19 protein-coding genes are annotated in these 18,365 nt (G+C 55.3%); 10 read left to right on the top strand and 9 right to left on the bottom strand.

The features are described from left to right. Positions 1 to 3 precede the first annotated feature (3 nt). The 3 genes from ACVLVH_RS05750 to ACVLVH_RS05740 form a co-directional block, all read right to left on the bottom strand. The gene (locus ACVLVH_RS05750) at positions 4 to 1,383 is read right to left on the bottom strand and encodes an MFS transporter (RefSeq protein ID WP_110866319.1); all 1,380 of its coding nucleotides are present in this window, start codon (positions 1,381 to 1,383) and stop codon (positions 4 to 6) included. A 402-nt stretch (positions 1,384 to 1,785) separates the two neighbouring features. Beyond that, positions 1,786 to 3,516, bottom strand: coding sequence for an arginine--tRNA ligase (gene argS / locus ACVLVH_RS05745; protein ID WP_498948947.1), 1,731 nt, complete (start codon positions 3,514 to 3,516; stop codon positions 1,786 to 1,788). Between the two features lie 170 nt (positions 3,517 to 3,686). Further along, complete coding sequence (locus ACVLVH_RS05740; RefSeq protein ID WP_007889544.1) at positions 3,687 to 3,809, bottom strand: hypothetical protein; 123 nt, start codon at positions 3,807 to 3,809, stop codon at positions 3,687 to 3,689. Between the two features lie 311 nt (positions 3,810 to 4,120). Here ACVLVH_RS05740 and ACVLVH_RS05735 point away from each other — a divergent pair, with 311 nt between their 5' ends. After that, positions 4,121 to 4,681, top strand: coding sequence for a VOC family protein (locus ACVLVH_RS05735; protein ID WP_192411966.1), 561 nt, complete (start codon positions 4,121 to 4,123; stop codon positions 4,679 to 4,681). Here the strand turns inward: ACVLVH_RS05735 and ACVLVH_RS05730 are convergent. Continuing rightward, on the bottom strand, positions 4,678 to 5,817 hold the full coding sequence (locus tag ACVLVH_RS05730; RefSeq protein WP_192411681.1) for a MalY/PatB family protein: 1,140 nt from the start codon (positions 5,815 to 5,817) through the stop codon (positions 4,678 to 4,680). The genes ACVLVH_RS05735 and ACVLVH_RS05730 overlap by 4 nt on opposite strands. Before the next feature lie 85 nt (positions 5,818 to 5,902). Between ACVLVH_RS05730 and cutC the strand changes: the two genes are divergently transcribed. From cutC to ACVLVH_RS05715, 3 genes are all read left to right on the top strand, one after another. Further along, positions 5,903 to 6,655 (top strand): copper homeostasis protein CutC, encoded by a 753-nt coding sequence (cutC, locus tag ACVLVH_RS05725; RefSeq protein WP_192411682.1) that lies wholly within the window; start codon positions 5,903 to 5,905, stop codon positions 6,653 to 6,655. A 169-nt stretch (positions 6,656 to 6,824) separates the two neighbouring features. After that, positions 6,825 to 7,682, top strand: coding sequence for a hypothetical protein (locus ACVLVH_RS05720; RefSeq protein WP_192234120.1), 858 nt, complete (start codon positions 6,825 to 6,827; stop codon positions 7,680 to 7,682). Between the two features lie 183 nt (positions 7,683 to 7,865). Next, positions 7,866 to 8,486, top strand: a complete 621-nt coding sequence (locus ACVLVH_RS05715; protein ID WP_192234118.1) for a LysE family translocator — start codon at positions 7,866 to 7,868, stop codon at positions 8,484 to 8,486. Between the two features lie 3 nt (positions 8,487 to 8,489). Here ACVLVH_RS05715 and cmoB read toward each other — a convergent pair whose 3' ends face one another. The 3 genes from cmoB to ACVLVH_RS05700 form a co-directional block, all read right to left on the bottom strand. Continuing rightward, entirely contained in the window at positions 8,490 to 9,458 is a 969-nt protein-coding gene (gene cmoB / locus ACVLVH_RS05710) for a tRNA 5-methoxyuridine(34)/uridine 5-oxyacetic acid(34) synthase CmoB (RefSeq protein ID WP_192411683.1), read from the bottom strand. Then, on the bottom strand, positions 9,455 to 10,183 hold the full coding sequence (cmoA, locus tag ACVLVH_RS05705) for a carboxy-S-adenosyl-L-methionine synthase CmoA (RefSeq protein WP_192411684.1): 729 nt from the start codon (positions 10,181 to 10,183) through the stop codon (positions 9,455 to 9,457). Before cmoA ends, cmoB begins: the two co-directional genes overlap by 4 nt. A 79-nt stretch (positions 10,184 to 10,262) precedes the next feature. Then, positions 10,263 to 11,084 carry a DUF72 domain-containing protein gene (locus ACVLVH_RS05700; protein WP_192411685.1) on the bottom strand — a complete coding sequence of 274 codons (822 nt, stop codon included), beginning with the start codon at positions 11,082 to 11,084 and terminating at the stop codon, positions 10,263 to 10,265. Between the two features lie 231 nt (positions 11,085 to 11,315). Between ACVLVH_RS05700 and aspS the strand changes: the two genes are divergently transcribed. From aspS to ruvB, 6 genes are all read left to right on the top strand, one after another. Then, on the top strand, positions 11,316 to 13,097 hold the full coding sequence (aspS, locus tag ACVLVH_RS05695) for an aspartate--tRNA ligase (protein ID WP_192411686.1): 1,782 nt from the start codon (positions 11,316 to 11,318) through the stop codon (positions 13,095 to 13,097). Continuing rightward, positions 13,097 to 13,528 carry a dihydroneopterin triphosphate diphosphatase gene (nudB, locus tag ACVLVH_RS05690; protein ID WP_008110490.1) on the top strand — a complete coding sequence of 144 codons (432 nt, stop codon included), beginning with the start codon at positions 13,097 to 13,099 and terminating at the stop codon, positions 13,526 to 13,528. The genes aspS and nudB overlap by 1 nt, the downstream gene beginning before the upstream one ends. Before the next feature lie 241 nt (positions 13,529 to 13,769). Continuing rightward, the gene (locus ACVLVH_RS05685; RefSeq protein WP_007889557.1) at positions 13,770 to 14,513 is read left to right on the top strand and encodes a YebC/PmpR family DNA-binding transcriptional regulator; all 744 of its coding nucleotides are present in this window, start codon (positions 13,770 to 13,772) and stop codon (positions 14,511 to 14,513) included. Between the two features lie 37 nt (positions 14,514 to 14,550). Continuing rightward, positions 14,551 to 15,078: a crossover junction endodeoxyribonuclease RuvC gene (ruvC, locus tag ACVLVH_RS05680; protein ID WP_008110486.1), complete on the top strand. Its 528-nt coding sequence runs from the start codon at positions 14,551 to 14,553 to the stop codon at positions 15,076 to 15,078. Between the two features lie 92 nt (positions 15,079 to 15,170). Continuing rightward, entirely contained in the window at positions 15,171 to 15,785 is a 615-nt protein-coding gene (gene ruvA / locus ACVLVH_RS05675; RefSeq protein WP_007889559.1) for a Holliday junction branch migration protein RuvA, read from the top strand. A gap of 8 nt (positions 15,786 to 15,793) precedes the next feature. Further along, the gene (gene ruvB, locus ACVLVH_RS05670) at positions 15,794 to 16,798 is read left to right on the top strand and encodes a Holliday junction branch migration DNA helicase RuvB (protein WP_007889560.1); all 1,005 of its coding nucleotides are present in this window, start codon (positions 15,794 to 15,796) and stop codon (positions 16,796 to 16,798) included. Positions 16,799 to 16,805: 7 nt separating this feature from the next. Here ruvB and znuB read toward each other — a convergent pair whose 3' ends face one another. Next, entirely contained in the window at positions 16,806 to 17,591 is a 786-nt protein-coding gene (znuB, locus tag ACVLVH_RS05665; protein ID WP_101764158.1) for a zinc ABC transporter permease subunit ZnuB, read from the bottom strand. Then, a complete protein-coding gene (gene znuC / locus ACVLVH_RS05660) occupies positions 17,588 to 18,343 on the bottom strand; it encodes a zinc ABC transporter ATP-binding protein ZnuC (RefSeq protein ID WP_101764609.1) in 756 nt (251 codons plus the stop codon). The genes znuB and znuC overlap by 4 nt, the downstream gene beginning before the upstream one ends. Positions 18,344 to 18,365: the final 22 nt, after the last annotated feature.

Raw genomic sequence — 18,365 nt, 5'->3', positions numbered from 1 at the left:
ACTTCATCGATTATTGAGGGTACGCGACAGGGACGGCAGGTCGTTAAGGTCGATGCCTTTAACCTGACGGGCCACCTGTGCAGGGTGATGTCGGGTGATGGAAAGTGCCGCCAAAACTGCCGGGAGCGACAAAACGATAAAAATGGCTGTTTGCCCAGGAAACACGCCGAGCAGCACGCCGCCCAGCGACGAGCTGATAATGGCGCCGCTGCGACCAATGCCGTGCATCCAGCACACGCCGGTGGCGCGCATTTCGGTGGGATAAAAGGCCGGGGAGAAGGCCTGCAATCCGGTTTGCGCACCGTTGATGCAGACGCCAGCGAAGAACACCAGCAGCGCCAGCACATTCGGGCCAAAGCTCCAGATGCCCTGCGACACCAGGCAGAAGCTGCCCAGCAGATAGAACAGGGCGATCACATATTTCGCTTTGAAACGGTCCATCAGCCCACCAACCATTAAGCCGCCAAAGGTGCCGCCCAGCTGGAATAAGCCCGCCACAATCGCCGCACGCTCCAGCGTCACGCCGCCAGAACGCAGGATGGTTGGCAGCCAGCCGTTAAGCAGGTAGATGACAAACAGCCCCATGAAGTAGGTGAGCCATAACACCACCGTGCCGCCTGCATAGCCGCGGCTGAACAGCTGCAGCACCTGCGCTTTTTTCGGGATGATTGGCGCATTGAGTACAAAGGCGGTGCCAGCGGAGAATTCGCCGCCCAGACGTTTGAGCACGGCGGCAATCTTGTCGCGACTGACTTTGCGCACCACCATATACATCGCCGATTCCGGCAGCAGCCACAGCAGCAGCGGCAACATCAGCAGCGGCAGCAAGCCCCCTAAACCCAACACCGCTTGCCAGCCAAAGTGTGGCAGCATGCCGGCGGCAATGAATCCGCCCAACCCGGAACCGATATTAAATCCGCTGTACATCACGGTGATCATCAGGCTGCGACGGCGTTCCGGCATATATTCCGATACCAGCGTGACGCAGTTGGGCATCACCGCACCGAGACCGAGACCGGTGAGAAAACGTAACACACCCATTTCCAGCGGCGTGCGCGCGAAGGCGCTCATCAGGCTGAAGCAGGCGAAGACGGCAATCGACAGCAGCAGCACGCGTTTGCGGCCAAATTTGTCGGACCATGGACCGGCAATCAGCGCGCCAATCGCCACGCCAAACATCGCGGCACCGAGAATCGGCCCCATTTCTGCATGGCTTATGCCCCAGTCTTCAATCAACGCGGGCGCAATGAAACCCATCGCTGCCGCATCGTAGCCATCAAACATGATGATGATGAAACACAGGCTGAGGGTCAGCCACTGGTATCCGGTGATCGGGCGGGCGTCGATCCAGCCTTTTACATCGATAATGTCGTGATTGCTCATAGGATACGCTCTGATTTTTTTATTAATAACGTTATCGGGTTGAGATTTTATTCTGCCCTGACATTGGCCGGGGGCATCACTTTAACCCGATTGCAGGGGATGAGTTTTATAGTTTTTAGCTGTTAAAACAGCTTGTTGCATGTTTTTGTGTTCTTGCTTCCATAACCAAATTAGGGATGGCGTGCGAGTTTGTCTGCCATAAAATGGTTATGAAGGTATGAGTTTTGTTTATTTGGTGAGCTGTGTCGGAAAAATGAGAAGGCGTATCGAGGCTGAGGAATGGCGGGTATTGGGCACGGCAACAGCGCTATTCAGAGCGGGCTGAAGAGCAGAATTTTGTCAGAGGGGGAAAAAGGGGGAAAGCAAGCGGAGAGCCGTTTGCGGCGCTCTCCGCCAGAGGTATTACATGCGTTCGACGGTTTTAATGCCCAGCGTATCCAGACCTTGCTTCAGCGTTTTCGCGGTTAACGCGGCCAGCTGCAGGCGGCTCTGACGAATGTTCTCGTCCTCGGCGGAGAGAATTGGGCAGTTTTCGTAGAAGCCAGAGAACTGACCGGCCAGATCGTACAGATAAGCACACATCACATGTGGCGTACCGTCGCGCGCGACCTGCGTTATCACTTCTTCGAACTGCAGCAGACGCGTAGCCAACTGCGCTTCACGCTCTTCAGTCAGCACGATGTCACCGCTCAGGCTATCGGCATCAATGCCGGCTTTACGGAACACCGACAGCACGCGCGTGTAGGCATATTGCATGTAAGGCGCCGTGTTGCCTTCGAAGGCCAGCATGTTGTCCCAGTCGAAGATGTAATCGGTGGTGCGGCTTTTTGACAGGTCAGCGTATTTCACTGCGCCGATGCCGACCACTTCCGACAGATCTTTCAGCTCCTGCGCGGACATCTCTGGATTCTTTTCGCTGACCAACGCATGCGCGCGTTCAACCGCTTCATCCAGCAAATCGGCGAGACGAATAGTGCCGCCGCTGCGGGTTTTAAATGGACGACCATCTTTACCCAGCATCATGCCGAAGGCGTGATGCTCAAGCGGTACCGATTCCGGCACGTAACCGGCTTTACGCACGATGGTCCACGCCTGCTGCAGATGCTGGTGCTGACGGGAATCGATGTAATAGAGCACGCGATCGGCATGCAGGGTTTCGAAACGGTATTTGGCGCAGGCGATGTCGGTGGTGGTGTAGAGATAGCCGCCATCTTTCTTCTGAATGATCACGCCCATCGGTTCGCCTTCCTTGTTTTTGAACTCATCAAGGAAAACTACCGTGGCGCCTTCGCTGGTCACCGCCAGGCCTTTTTCGCGCAGATCGGCGACGATGCCCGGCAGCATGTCGTTGTACAGGCTTTCACCCATCACATCTTTGCGCGTCAGCGTCACGTTAAGGCGGTCATACACCTGCTGGTTCTGGCTCATGGTGATATCAACCAGCTTCTTCCACATGCTGCGGCAATATTCGTCGCCACCCTGCAGCTTCACCACGTAATTACGCGCGCGCTCGGCGAAGGCTTCGTCGGCATCGTAGGTCACTTTGGCTTCGCGGTAGAAAGCTTCCAGGTCAGCCAGTGCGATCTCTTCGTGATGTTCGTTCTGCTGCTTTTCCAGATAGGCAATCAGCATACCGAACTGCGTGCCCCAGTCGCCGACGTGGTTGGCGCGGATCACGTTATGGCCAAGGAACTCCAGCGTACGCACTGCGGCATCACCAATGATGGTGGAACGGACGTGACCGACGTGCATCTGCTTCGCTACGTTAGGCGCGGAGTAATCCACCACGACAGTTTGTGGCGCAACCGCACTCACGCCAAGACGCGGCAGCTGCAGCGCCTGCGCGGTTTGCGCCGCCAGCCATGCACGATCGAGGAAGATATTGATAAAGCCGGGACCGGCGATTTCGACTTTGCTGGCGATGCCGTTAAGATCCAGATGCTGGATCACCTGCTCAGCCAGTTGTCGCGGTGCCTGACCGAGCTTTTTCGCTACGGCCATCATGCCGTTTGCCTGGTAATCACCGAACTGTACCTTCGCAGACTGGCGAACCTGAGGTTCGCAATCGGCAGGCGCACCCGCCGCAATCATTGCCTGACTGACTTTGTCGGAAAGAAGAGCCTGAATATTCACCGCGTTACCTTCATATGCTGAAAAGGCCCGCCTGTAGGCGGCGAGCCGATGTCGTCATCCCGCAACTGCGCGGCGGGACGGAAAAATAAGAGGGGAAGTATACGTGAAATGTTAAAGTGAGTCAGCTATTCGGTATCTGATGACAGGCAACATCGGGCCCCCAGCGCCGATTAACGGCGCCGCGGGTGACGACGAGGATTTTTAACGCTTTTGTCTTCACGCACCTTCCAATGGCGGGAAATTGCAAATCCCATTAATGCAATCAGGACTGCGACAACAATGAGCATAGACATAAGGCCGTTCCTTGTAGTTGTGAAACCCAAATTTATAAGAAAGGGTTTCAAGCTGCAATTGTTTGCAATTTAAATAAGATTTATCTCATTGTATTAACTATCATCATTAAAAACATATATTTAGCCTACTTTCATAAAGTAACTGCTGGACCTGATTAGGTGATAAATCTGAAATGAATGGTCTATTTATGCGGTTTTTAGCCTTTTTGGCGCCTAAATCGGATGAATCCGACAATTTTGTCAAGCGGAATCAACGGTTAGCAAATTTCATATTGATTAGTAAACCTGAACTGAATTAGAGGTAAGGCATGATGCAGACCCACTTTCCTGTGGAATTGGATGATTTAAAACAAGACATGGCGCGTTTTGAGCAGTCGCTGATGAATTTTTCTGAACGTTTAGGCATTAACCTGGCTGAACATGAAGCCGATCACGTCGCGGTGCGCTGCCACCAGTTTGCAACGGCAGAACGCTGGAAATCTGGCTTATTGCAGATCGGCACACAGTTTTCCGAGGCAATGATCAATGGTCGCCCGATTTGCCTGTTCAAACTGCATCAGCCACTGAACCTGGCGGGCTGGCAAATTGATGTGATTGAACTGCCGTGGCCAGGCGAAAAGCTGTATCGCCACGAAGGGTGGGAACATGTAGAGATTGTACTGCGTGGAGAACCGGAAACGCTGGGCATGCGGGCGATGGCGCTGCTTTCTGATCATGCGCTGACACAGCCGGGCATCTCGTTTAAAACCAGCGCGCCCAAAGGCGAGAACGAGCGGTTGCCCAATCCGACGCTGGCGGTGACGGACGGGCAAACCACCATTAAGTTTCATCCATGGCGACTGGAAGAGATTGTCGCCAGTGAGCAGGCTTAACGCCGCGCCGCGACCGCTTTTTGCAAACGCGTGACCGCCTGTTCCAGCGTGGCGCGCGTACAGCCAAAGTTGAAGCGCACGAAATTATCATCGCCAAAATCGTGGCCCGGTGAAAAACCGAGGCCGTGCTGCTCGAAATACGCCATCGGATTGGCAACATCCAGTCTGCTGGCGTCGATCCACCCCAAATAGGTCGCTTCCGGCGCGGCCATCTGCAATTCTGGCAGTGCATTCACCTGCGCCACCAGCCAGTCGCGATTGGCGCGCAGATAATCCAGCTGCGCTGCCAGCCATGCATCGCCATCGCGCCACGCCGCTTCGGCTGCTACCAACGCCAGAATATCCACGCCAGGCACGATGCCTTCACGCACGCGTTTGAACCGCGCACGCAACTCCGGATTGGGAATGATCGCCAGCGACGCGCCCAATCCGGCAATATTGAAGGTTTTCGATGGCGACAGCAGCGTGATGCTGCGCTGTGCGGCATCTTCACTTAACGTAGCAAAGGGAATGTGCTGTGCGCCGGGTGACAGCAATAAATCGCAGTGGATTTCATCGGAGCAGACGATCAAATCATGCTGCTGCGCAAACGCCAGCTGCGCTTCCAGCTCGTCACGACGATAAACCGTGCCGCCCGGATTCTGCGGATTACACAGCATCAGCAGGCGTTCATTGCCCTGCATCGCGCTATTATCCAGATTCATAACCCAGCGATCGTCTTGTAAACGCAGCGGTAAATTTACCTGTGCGCGGTTGGCCAGCTTTGCTGCACCGCGAAACGGCGGATAGATCGGCGTCGGGGAAACGGTGGATTCGCCAAACTCCGTGAATGCGCGGACCGAAAGATTCAAACCGCACACCACGCCGGGCAATAACACAATCCAGTCCGGCTCAATCTGCCAGTTGTAGCGCTGCGCTAAACGCGAAAGGGTGATATCAATCAATCCGGTTGGCGTTGCGCCATAGCCAAAAACACCGTGCTCAGCGCGCTGTTTAATGGCCTCAATCACACTCGGCGGCGAACGAAAATCGCTGTCTGCGACCCAGAGCGGCAGCACATCGCGATCACCATATTTGTGCCATTTCAAACTATCGCTGTGACGACGGTCTATCCATTGATTAAAATCGAATGCCATAGTGCGAGTTCCACGTAAACTGTCCAATTAAGTAGACTAACGGAAGCATTCATCCCGAGCCAGAAGTCATGAGAAGGAGCATGGTATGACGAAACTGGAAATTTGTTGCTACGGCATCGACTGCGCAATGACTGCGCAGCTGTCCGGTGCCGATCGCGTGGAGCTGTGCAGTGCACCGCGCGAAGGTGGGTTGACGCCTTCAGCCGGCGTGCTGGAAGCGGCACGACGTGAAATTTCGATCCCGGTACATCCTATCGTCCGTCCGCGCGGCGGCGATTTTTGCTACACCCACTTTGAGTTTGAGTCGATGAAATCGGACGTTGCGCTAATGCGTGAACTCGGTTTTCCCGGCTTAGTGATTGGCATGCTGGATGAAGATGCGCATGTCGATATTGCTCGTATGCAGCAGATTATGAAGCTGTGTGACGGCATGGACGTCACCTTCCATCGCGCCTTTGATTTATGCCACAGCCCGAAACGCTCACTTGAGGTGCTGGCTGATTTAGGCATCGCGCGGATCCTGACGTCTGGTCAGCAGCAGAGTGCCGAAGCAGGAATTGCATTATTAAGGGAACTAAATGAATACAGCACAGGTCCAATTATTATGGCCGGTGCGGGCGTACGTTTGAGCAACATCCAGAAGTTCATCGACAGTGGATTGCAGGAAGTCCACAGCTCCGCCAGCCGTTTAGTCGCTTCGCCGATGCGCTACCGTAAAGCCGGTGTTTCCATGTGCTCCGAAGCGGAAACCGATGAATTCAGTCGCTATTGCGTTGATGGTGATGTGGTTGAAGCCATGAAAAGCATGACGCAGTTGAGCGCCGTCCGGGTAGCCTGAATTCACCCCGATTTTGCCGCGCAGCACGCCAGCTCAAATGACGTGATGTTTGCAAGTACCAACCCCAGTTCTTCTAACTGGGGTTCTTTTTATCTGCAATTCCCGCGGAGATAGCGTGATCGCGTAAATGATGCTTTGATTACTCTATGGCTTCGTACGGATAACCTTCATGAAATCCATCCCTTATACCGTTTTAATGCTGCTACTCCCGTACTGCGGCGTCGCGCTGGCGGTCAGCACCGCGTGTCCGCCGATGAGCAAAAACATCACCAGCAGCAACAACTGGATCATGCTGGGCGGCGATGCCAAAGGCGCGGTGCGTCAGGTGGTGGCGGGCGAATTTGGCAAAGATGTGAACTCGCAAAAGCGCGTACTCGGCCAGTTTGATCAGTGCGGCGATTTGATGGTGGCCGATATCTCCTACGACAAAAATGAAGGCAATGTTCTATTGACGATGGAACAGCATATCGCCCGCGTTCAACGCGGCTGGGTGGCGGAATATGCCTACATGGTTAAAGTGATCAAAGCTGGGCAAGAGGAGGTGGTCGACAACCGCCAGGGCACCATCAGCTGGCAAATCGGCCAGCATGGCAACATCATCAGCTCATCCGATAAATTCACCAGCATGGGCAAAGATGGCTTTACCGATACCACTTATCGCTATGACAAACAGTTCAGAGTGGAAAAAAGCGTGGCGCGCGGCAGCGATAATATGACCAACGGCGAAAGCAGCTGGCGCTGGAATCCACAAGGATTGGTAACCTTATCCACCAGCGCGCGCAGCAAAGATACTTATAGCTATGATAACCAGTGGCGGGAACTGCGTTTGAACAGCACCGCGACCACGCCAGTCAGCACGCTGCGCTCGGTGGATGAGTGTCAGCTGTGGGATGAAGTGGGCAACTGCACGCTCAGTTATCTGCATGAAACCGAAGTGTTCGCCAAAGGCACCATTGAACGCCATCTCAGCTCCGCTTATAAATACCAATACTGGAACGCACCCAACGAAACCGCCGCACAAGATTAAAGCAAAACGAACAAAACCCACAAAACCCACAAAACCCACATAAAGGCTGGAAACAAGGGCCGCGAAGTAAAGCTTCCGCCGCATGGATGCGGCGGCAGAGTCCACAGGGAAGTGTCCACGACGCCTTTACGCAGCGGCCCTTGTTTTCAGCCTGAAACGCACCGGAGCAATTGAGAACATCGCATGACACTAATTTTATCTTTCCTCTTCGCCATCACCATCCTCACACTCACGCCCGGTTTTGATACTGCATTAGTGTTGCGTTCCGCCGCCGCGCAAGGCTGGAAACGTGCCTGGGCTACGGCATTTGGCGTTACGCTGGGTTGTCTGGTGTGGGGCGTTGCGGTGGGTTTAGGCTTGGGCGCGCTGCTGCTGGCCTCGGAAATGGCGTATAACCTGCTGAAATGGATCGGTGCGGCCTATCTGCTCTATCTCGGTGTCAAATTACTCATCAACCCACGCACCCAAGCGGAAGAAGGGCAGCACGCGCAGAGTAAAGAGCAAAGTTATGTTGCCTGCTTCACGCGCGGACTCTTTGGTAACCTGTTAAATCCTAAAGTCGGCGTATTCTACGTTACCTTTCTGCCGCAGTTTATTCCGGCGGGCGCGTCGGTGCCGCTGTGGTGTACGCTGATGGCGCTCACGCACATGGTGATTGGTTTGGTGTGGAATGCGGTGCTAATTGGCAGCAGCCAATACTTTGCGGCGCATCTGCGTCGCCCAGCGGTGCTGAAAGTGATGGATCGCCTGACGGGCTGCGTGTTTATTGGCTTCGCCGCGAAGCTGGCGCTATCGCGGCGTTAAACATTACGGCTTGCGCGCGACTAGCACGGCGCGCAGCGGGGCGGGATAACCTTCCACGGTTTTGGTGCTGTCGTTAGGATCAAGAAACTCAGCCAGCGACTCGCTGGTCATCCAGCTGGTGCGACGCTGCTCTTCCACGGACGTCACCGCGTAATCCGCGATGCGCACATCGACAAATCCGCACTTCTCCAGCCAGCTCTTGAGCGCTGCGGCAGAAGGGATAAAGTAGACGTTACGCATCTGCGCGTAACGCTCACCCGGCACCAACACCGCGTTTTCATCACCTTCAATCACCAGCGTCTCCAGCACCAGCTCGCCGTCACTGACTAACTGATTTTTCAGCTGCATCAAGTGGTCGAGCGGCGAACGGCGGTGATAAAGCACGCCCATGGAAAACACGGTATCAAACGCTTGTAACGCCGGCAGTTGCTCAATGCCCAGCGGCAGCAAATGCGCCCGACGATCGTCACCCAACAGCTTACGCACCGCTTCGAACTGACACAAAAACAGCTGCATTGGATCGATGCCGACCACCAGCTTCGCGCCCGCGCCAATCATGCGCCACATGTGATAGCCGCTACCGCAGCCGACATCCAGCACCGTGCGATGCTGCAACGGCGAAATGTGCGGCAACACGCGATCCCATTTCCAGTCGGAACGCCATTCGGTATCGATCTCGGTACCGTACAGCGAATAAGGACCTTTGCGCCACGGCATCAAATTGCGTAACAGATTCTCAATGCCCAGACGCTGACGATTGGTCAGATCCTCAACATCGGCGCTCACGCTATGCAACAAATCCAGCTTCTGCGGCGTCAGCAGCGGCAGATAATCAACTGACTTCTCCCAGTCGCGGAACTTACCGTGCAAATTTTCACGCTGCCAGGCGGCGACTTGCGCCGGTAACACTTCCAGCCAACTGGCGAGCGGGCCGGTGGCAATCTGCTGATAAAAACGGCCAAACTCAATCATTTCAACGCCACCAACGAACCAAAGTTAAAGCACTGGAACCACAACTCCGCATGTTTGAAACCGGCGGTTTTCAGGCGCGCTTTGTGCGCTTCAACGCTATCGGTCAGCATCACGTTCTCCAGCATGCTGCGTTTCTGGCTGATCTCCAGCTCGCTGTAACCGTTAGCGCGTTTGAAATCGTGATGCATGTTAAACAGCAAGTCGCCGACATCGGCATCTTCAAAACTGAACTTCTCCGACAACACCAGCGCGCCGCCCGGATTTAATCCGTCAACAATCTTCTTCAGCAGTTCGAGGCGTGCCGGTGGCTCAAGGAATTGCAGGGTAAAGTTCAGCACCACCAATGAGGCGTTCTCAATGTGGATGTCCTGAATATCTGCTTCGATCACCTGCACCGGCGTATCCGCGCGGAAGGCGTCGATATGGCGACGGCAGCGCTCCACCATCGCCGGTGAATTATCCACGGCAATAATCTGGCAGCCCGGCACATGAATATTGCGGCGCACCGACAGCGTGGCGGCACCCAGTGAACAGCCGAGATCGTAAACCTGGCTATTCGGCTGAACGAAGCGTTCCGCCAGCATGCCAATCATCGAAATGATGTTGGAATAACCCGGCACCGAGCGCTGAATCATATCGGGAAAAACTTCAGCTACGCGCTCGTCAAAGGTCCAGTCGCCCAGCTTATCGATGGGCGCGGAAAATAGCGTATCGCGATCAGACATAATGAAAAGGTCCGGAGAGAAAACGGAAAGGGCGCTATTTTGGCAGAAACGCGGGCAGGCTGCACCCTTTGCGTTGCGTCTAGAACAGGCTCGATTGCTGCGGCCAGTCGGGCAGATCGCGTAAGGTTGGTTCCAGCTGCTGCAACTGTGGCCACAACGCCTGAAGCAGCGGAAACACCTCGCCCATATCCGGCGTATGGATAAACAGCAGCGGATCGCTATCACGCTGCCACGCTTGCAGCTTGCTGTGCCATGGCTGAAACAGCGGCACGCTCTCCGCCACGCTATCACTGCCAATGAAACGCACCATCGGTTGCGCACCGGTACGCACCACATGCAGCGGTACACGCGGCTTTTGCGATCGGGCGTGCACCGCTGCGGCCGACTGTGAGGTGGAGGCATGCACCGGACGACTATCCAGCATCACCCGATTAATTTGACGCTCCAGCAAACCGCGATTCAGCGCGCGTTCAGCATCTCCTTTGGCGAAAAATGCCTGATGCCGCACCTCGACGCCATAGCGGAAATTGCGCGGCAAACTATCGAGAAAAGACCACAAATCGCCGAGCTGAGCCGGTGAAAACGCCGCCGGCAGCTGCAGCCAGTATTGACCGATGCGCGTGCTGAGCGGATCGAACAGGCGGAAAAACTCATTCAGCAACCCATCACAGTCGCGCAGCGCCGCTTTATGGCTGATGCTTTCGGGAAACTTGAAGCAGAAACGGAAATCGTCGTGCGTCATGTCGCGCCAGCGCAGCACCACTTCCGGCTTTGGCAGCGCATACAATGTGGTATTGCCTTCCACACAACCAAACAGCTGCGCGTAGTCGGCTAAGGTCTCAATACCGAACTGTTTCCATTGCGGGTGCTGCCATTGCGGTAATCCAAGACGAAGTGTCAACGCGAACTCCTGAATCCTTTAGGGCGGGAAAGGGCGGCTTAATGTAACCTGTTTTGATGTCGGCAGGAAAAACAGCGCGATAAAGCATAATGTTTTGTCCGCTTTGATCGGGCTCCACTTATCCTGCCTGGGTTTTTCCATTATAATAGCCGCCTTTTTTGCGACAGCATCTCAGAAGGTTACGCGGCCTGATGCTGTCTGGCAGCAGCGGCGAAGTTAAAAGGATACGTTATGCGTACAGAATATTGCGGACAGCTCAATCTGTCTCACGTGGGTCAGCAAGTCACTCTCTGCGGCTGGGTAAATCGCCGTCGCGATCTGGGTAGCCTGATTTTTATCGATATGCGTGACCGTGAAGGTATCGCGCAGGTGTTCTTTGATGCCGATCGTCAGGACGCTTTCCAGCTGGCATCTGAGCTGCGTAACGAATTCTGTATCCAGATCACCGGCACCGTGCGTGCACGTGACGAAAAGAACAAAAACAGCGATATGGCGACCGGCGAAGTGGAAGTGTTTGCCCACGAGCTGAATATCATCAACCGCGCTGAACCGCTGCCGCTGGACTCTAACCAGGTCAACAGCGAAGAAGCGCGCCTGACCTATCGTTACCTGGACCTGCGTCGTCCGGAAATGGCGCAGCGTTTGAAAACCCGCGCTAAAATTACCAGCTTCGTGCGTCGCTTTATGGACGACCAGGGTTTCCTCGATATCGAAACGCCGATGCTGACCAAAGCCACGCCTGAAGGCGCGCGTGACTATCTGGTGCCAAGCCGCGTGCATAAAGGCAAGTTCTACGCGCTGCCGCAGTCGCCACAGCTGTTCAAACAGCTGCTGATGATGTCGGGTTTTGACCGCTACTATCAGATCGTTAAGTGTTTCCGTGACGAAGATCTGCGTGCCGATCGTCAGCCAGAATTCACCCAGATCGACGTGGAGACCTCTTTCATGACCGCAGAGCAGGTGCGTGAAAAGATGGAACGTCTGATTCGTGAATTGTGGATCGATATCAAAGGCGTGGATCTCGGTGACTTCCCGCAGATGACTTTTGCGGAAGCGATGAACCGTTACGGCTCAGATAAGCCAGACCTGCGTAACCCAATGGAGCTGGTCGACGTTGCCGATCTGCTGAAAAACGTAGAATTCCAGGTGTTTGCTGGCCCAGCCAATGATGCCAAAGGCCGCGTGGCTGCCCTGCGCGTACCGGGCGGTGCAGCGCTGACGCGTAAGCAAATTGATGAGTATGGCGAATTTGTCAAAATCTATGGCGCCAAAGGTTTGGCGTGGATGAAGATCAACGAACGCGCGAAAGGCTTCGAAGGCGTACAGAGCCCGGTTGCCAAGTTCCTCAGCGCAGAAATCGTTGAAGACATTCTCAACCGTACTGGCGCCCAAGATGGCGACCTGATCTTCTTCGGTGCGGACCGCGCCAAAGTGGTGGCGGATGCGCTGGGTGCGCTGCGTCTGAAAGTGGGTCGCGATCTGCAGATTACTGATGACAAAGCCTGGGCGCCGCTGTGGGTGATCGACTTCCCAATGTTTGAGGAAGATGAAGAGGGCGGCCTGGCAGCGATGCACCATCCGTTCACGTCGCCGAAAGACTTGAGCGCGGAACAGCTGGCAACCGATCCGGTACTAGCGGTAGCGAATGCCTACGATATGGTGATTAACGGCTACGAAGTGGGTGGCGGTTCCGTACGTATTCATAATGGTAAAATGCAGCAGACGGTATTCAGCATCCTCGGCATTACCGAAGAAGAGCAGCGTGAGAAGTTTGGCTTCCTGCTCGACGCACTGAAATACGGTACGCCGCCGCACGCCGGCCTGGCGTTCGGCCTGGATCGTCTGACCATGCTGTTGACCGGCACCGATAACATCCGTGATGTGATCGCGTTCCCGAAAACGACCGCCGCCGCATGCATGATGACCGAAGCCCCAAGCGAAGCGAATCCCGCTGCGTTGCTGGACCTCGGCATTTTGGTGGCACCGAAGAAAGAAAAAACAGAGAACAAATAATGGGCTTTAAACATCCGGTTTCGGTGCTGGTGGTGATTTTTGCCCGCGATACCGGCCGGGTGTTAATGCTGCAGCGACGTGATGACGACAGCTTCTGGCAATCGGTCACTGGCAGCCTGGAAGCGGGCGAAACCCCGCGCCAGGCAGCTCAGCGCGAAGTGTTAGAAGAACTCGCCATCGATATTGCGCACGAAAAGCTAGTGCTGGACGATTGCCACAAGCAAATCGAGTTTGAGATCTTCCCGCACTATCGTCATCGTTACGCACCGGGCACCACGCACAATCGCGAACACTGGTTCAGGTTGGCTATACCCGCAGAACGCGACCTGCTGCTCACCGAGCATCTCGCCGCGCGCTGGCTCGAACCCGCCGCTGCTGCTGCCCTCACCAAGTCCTGGAGTAACCGCCAGGCGATTGAAGAATTTATCTGAATGCTTGCCGCCGCGCGTTTTTCCGGTGGCGAATGCATTAAGTTTTATGAATCTGGTGAGTTTTCAATGAACGCACCGAACAATATCGAACAGTCAGGCGTAATCGGCGCCGCGAGGTTGTTCACCGCCAGCGCACAGCAACCGGAGCGTACTTATGTACGTGAGGATTGCGAGCACTGCCGGGGGACAAGATCGCAAGTAAGATAGCCTGCACCCAGTAAAAGATCGGAGAATATGTAAGATGGCTGGACACAGTAAATGGGCGAATACTAAGCATCGTAAAGCTGCTCAGGACGCTAAGCGCGGTAAAATCTTCACCAAAATCATTCGTGAGCTGGTCACCGCCGCGAAACTGGGCGGTGGCGATGCGGGTTCTAATCCACGTCTGCGCGCAGCTATGGACAAAGCGCTGTCTAACAACATGACGCGCGACACCATGAACCGTGCCATCGCACGCGGCGTGGGCGGTGAAGATGATTCCAACATGGAAACCATCATTTATGAAGGTTACGGCCCGGGCGGCTCAGCAGTGATGATTGAGTGCCTGAGCGACAACCGCAACCGTACCGTGGGCGAAGTGCGTCATGCCTTCACCAAAACCGGCGGCAACCTCGGTACCGACGGTTCGGTTTCTTACCTGTTCAGCAAGAAGGGCGTAATCTCCTTCGCGCCAGGTCAGGACGAAGATGCGGTGATGGAAGCGGCGCTGGAAGCAGGTGCAGAAGACGTTGTGGCCTATGACGACGGCGCGATTGATGTCTTTACCGCGTGGGAAGAGATGGGTGCGGTGCGTGATGCGCTGGAAGCGGGCGGTCTGAAAGCCGACTCGGCTGAAGTCTCGATGATCCCTTCCACTAAAGCCGAAATGGATGCCGAAACCGCGCCGAAACTGCTGCGCCTGATCGACATGCTGGAAGACTGTGACGACGTGCAGGAAGTTTACCATAACGGTGAAATCTCTGATGAGATCGCAGAAACGCTGTAATGGCGTTGCTTAAAACCCCACTCACCGGAGACGCGCCGTGGCGATAATTCTCGGGATCGATCCCGGCTCGCGCGTCACCGGTTACGGTGTTATTCGCCAAACCGGCCGCCAGCTTACCTATTTGGGCAGCGGCTGTATCCGCACCAGCGTCACCGATCTGCCGACGCGCCTCAAACTGATCTACGCGGGCGTCAGCGAAATTATCACCCAGTTCTCACCCGACTATTTCGCCATCGAGCAGGTATTTATGGCCAAGAATGCGGACTCAGCGCTGAAGCTGGGCCAGGCGCGCGGTGCGGCGATTGTCGCGGCGGTGAATCATGATTTGCCGGTGTTTGAATATGCGGCGCGCCAGGTGAAGCAAACCGTTACCGGTACCGGCGGCGCAGAGAAAAGTCAGGTGCAGCATATGGTACGAACCTTGCTAAAACTGCCAGCCAATCCGCAGGCGGATGCCGCCGATGCGCTGGCCATCGCCATTACGCATTGCCATATGAGCCAAAACGCGGCGCGTATCAGCGATACGAAACTGGTGATGACGCGCGGACGTATGCGATCGGGTTAGCGGAAACGAAACGCAGTATGAGGCTGGATATTCATCCAGCCTTTTTTATGGTATATAAACAGGCTTACTTATCAGATTAAGGAATTGCTCAGGTGATTGGTCGTTTACGAGGCAACATTCTGGAAAAACAGCCGCCGCTGGTGTTGATTGAGGCGCACGGTGTCGGTTATGAAGTGCACATGCCAATGACCTGCTTTTACGAGCTGCCGGAGATCAATCAGGAAGCGATTATCTTTACGCAGTTTGTGGTACGCGAAGATGCGCAACTGCTGTTCGGTTTCAATAACAAGCAGGAACGCACGCTGTTCCGCGAGCTGGTGAAGGTGAATGGCGTTGGGCCAAAACTGGCGCTGGCAATTCTGTCTGGCATGTCAGCCCAGCAGTTCGTGACCGCCGTTGAGCGACAAGAGATTGCCTCGCTGATCAAACTGCCGGGCGTGGGTAAAAAAACCGCCGAGCGTTTGATTGTGGAGATGAAAGACCGCTTTATCGGCATGCACGGCGATCTGTTTGGTGGTGATTCAACCTTTACGTTGACCACGCCATCCGCTGCACAAGACAATAACGATGCTGAAGCCGAAGCGGTTTCAGCGCTGGTGGCTCTGGGCTATAAACCGCAGGAAGCCAGCCGTATGATCAGCAAAGTCGGTAAACCGGATGCGGATTGCGAAACCCTGATTCGTGAAGCCCTGCGCGCAGCTATTTGAGGTAAAGCATGATTGAAGCCGATCGTCTGGTCTCGGGCAGTTCCTTTAATGAAGAAGAAACGCTCGACCGTGCCATTCGTCCCAAGCTGCTCACGGAATATGTTGGCCAGCCGCAGGTGCGCGAGCAAATGGAGATTTTCATCCAGGCTGCGAAACTGCGTGGCGATGCACTCGATCATCTGCTGATTTTCGGCCCGCCGGGACTGGGTAAAACCACGCTGGCTAACATCGTCGCTAACGAAATGGGTGTCAATCTGCGCACCACGTCCGGCCCGGTGCTGGAAAAAGCCGGCGATCTGGCGGCGATGCTCACTAACCTCGAACCGCATGATGTGCTGTTTATTGATGAGATCCATCGACTGTCGCCAGTGGTGGAAGAAGTGCTGTATCCAGCGATGGAAGATTATCAGCTGGATATCATGATTGGTGAAGGTCCGGCAGCGCGTTCGATTAAGCTCGATCTGCCGCCGTTTACCCTGATTGGTGCCACGACGCGCGCCGGTTCTTTAACTTCGCCGCTGCGCGACCGTTTCGGCATCGTGCAGCGCCTTGAGTTCTATAACGTGCCCGATCTGCAGCATATCGTGGGTCGTAGCGCGGCCTGTCTTGGCCTGGCGCTGAGCGAAGAGGGCGCGCTGGAGATAGCGCGTCGTGCACGCGGAACGCCGCGTATCGCTAACCGCCTGCTGCGCCGCGTGCGTGACTTTGCGGAAGTGCGCGCCAACGGCAATCTGAGCGGCGAAGTATCAGCCAGCGCGCTAGATATGCTTAACGTCGACAGTCAGGGTTTTGATTATATGGACCGCAAACTGCTGCTGGCGATTATCGATAAGTTCTCGGGTGGTCCGGTTGGCTTAGATAACCTGGCAGCGGCGATTGGCGAAGAGCGGGAAACTATTGAGGATGTGATTGAACCCTTCCTGATCCAGCAAGGATTCATTCAACGCACGCCGCGTGGCCGGATGGCCACGCAGCATGCTTACAAACACTTTGGTATCAGTCGCGAAGAGTAAACCGGCGTTATGCCGCCGGTTTTTTTGCCATGCTAATGATGAACAATACTGCCGCGCATAACACCACTGAAGGACCGGCTGGCGTATCGTAGCTGGCGGAGAAGGTCAGTCCACCGGTCACTGCGATAATACCGGCAATTACCGCAAAACCGGCCATCTGTTCCGGCGAGCGCGAGAAGCGACGTGCCGTCGCCGCCGGGATAATCAGCAACGACGTAATAATCAAAGCACCGACAAACTTCATCGCTACGCCGATGGTTAATGCGGTGACCAGCATCAACATCAAACGCGTGCGCTGAATGTTAACGCCATCCACCTGCGCCAGCTCCGGGCTAATGGTCATCGACAACAGCGAATTCCACTGCCACGCCATCACCGCCAGTACAATCGCCACGCCGCCGCCCATCATCCACAAATCATCGGGCGTCACCGCCAGCAGATCGCCAAACAGGTAAGCCATCAGATCGACACGCACGCCTTGCATCAGACTGACGACCACTAAACCCAGCGACAGCGCACTGTGCGCCATAATGCCGAGCAGCGTATCAATAGCCAGATGCGGGCGTCGCTCCAGCCACACCAATCCCAACGCCAGACACACGGTCACCAAAATCACCGCATAGTAAGGATTCACGTTGAGCAGCAAACCAAACGCCACGCCCAGTAAGGACGCATGCGCGAGCGTATCGCCGAAGTAAGACATGCGGCGCCAAACCACAAACGAGCCAAGTGGACCGGCCGCCAGCGCCAGCAACACGCCGCCCAGCCAGCCAGGTAATAACAGTTCAATCATGACGGGCCATTTCCTTTGCGCAGAACAATGCGTCCCTGTAAATCGTGACGGTGATTATGATGATGACGATAAATCGCCAGCTGCTGTGCGCCGCGTGGGCCGAACATCGCAATAAACTCGGGATGTTGTGACACCGCTTCCGGCGTGCCGGAACAGCAGATGTGATGGTTGAGACACAGCACTTCGTCGGTTTTCGCCATCACCAGATGCAGGTCGTGAGAAACCATCAGCACACCGCAGTTCAGTTCGCGGCGCAGCTGATCGATCAAATCGTACAGCGCGACCTGGCCGTTGACATCAACGCCTTGTGTCGGCTCATCCAATACCAAAAGCTGCGGTTCATTGAGTAATGCACGCGCCAGCAAAACACGTTGTGTCTCACCGCCAGAAAGTTTTTGCAGCGTTGCATGCAGCAGATGCCCGGCCTGTACGCGCTTGAGCGCCGGCAAAATGGCATCGCGTTTGGTGCCGCGCGACAGGCGCATAAAGCGTTCCACGGTGATCGGCAACGTTGGGTCGATGTGCAGTTTTTGCGGCACGTAGCCGATACGCAAATCAGCGGCGCGCTTGACGCTGCCGCTGGTGGGTTTCAGTAGCCCCAACACCGCGCGAACCAGCGTGGATTTACCGGCGCCGTTCGGGCCGAGCAGGGTGAGAATTTTCCCCGGCTCAAGTGCGAGGCTAATACCTGCAAGCACCGGACGCTGGGAGAACTTCACAGAAATGTTTTCAAGGGTAACAAGTGGCGACATGTTATTTACGGGTTGCATAGAA

Source organism: Kluyvera sp. 1366, from assembly GCF_054823405.1.
The sequence above is the reverse complement of the archived record's forward strand: the minus strand, read 5'-3'. Positions and strand labels throughout refer to the sequence as shown.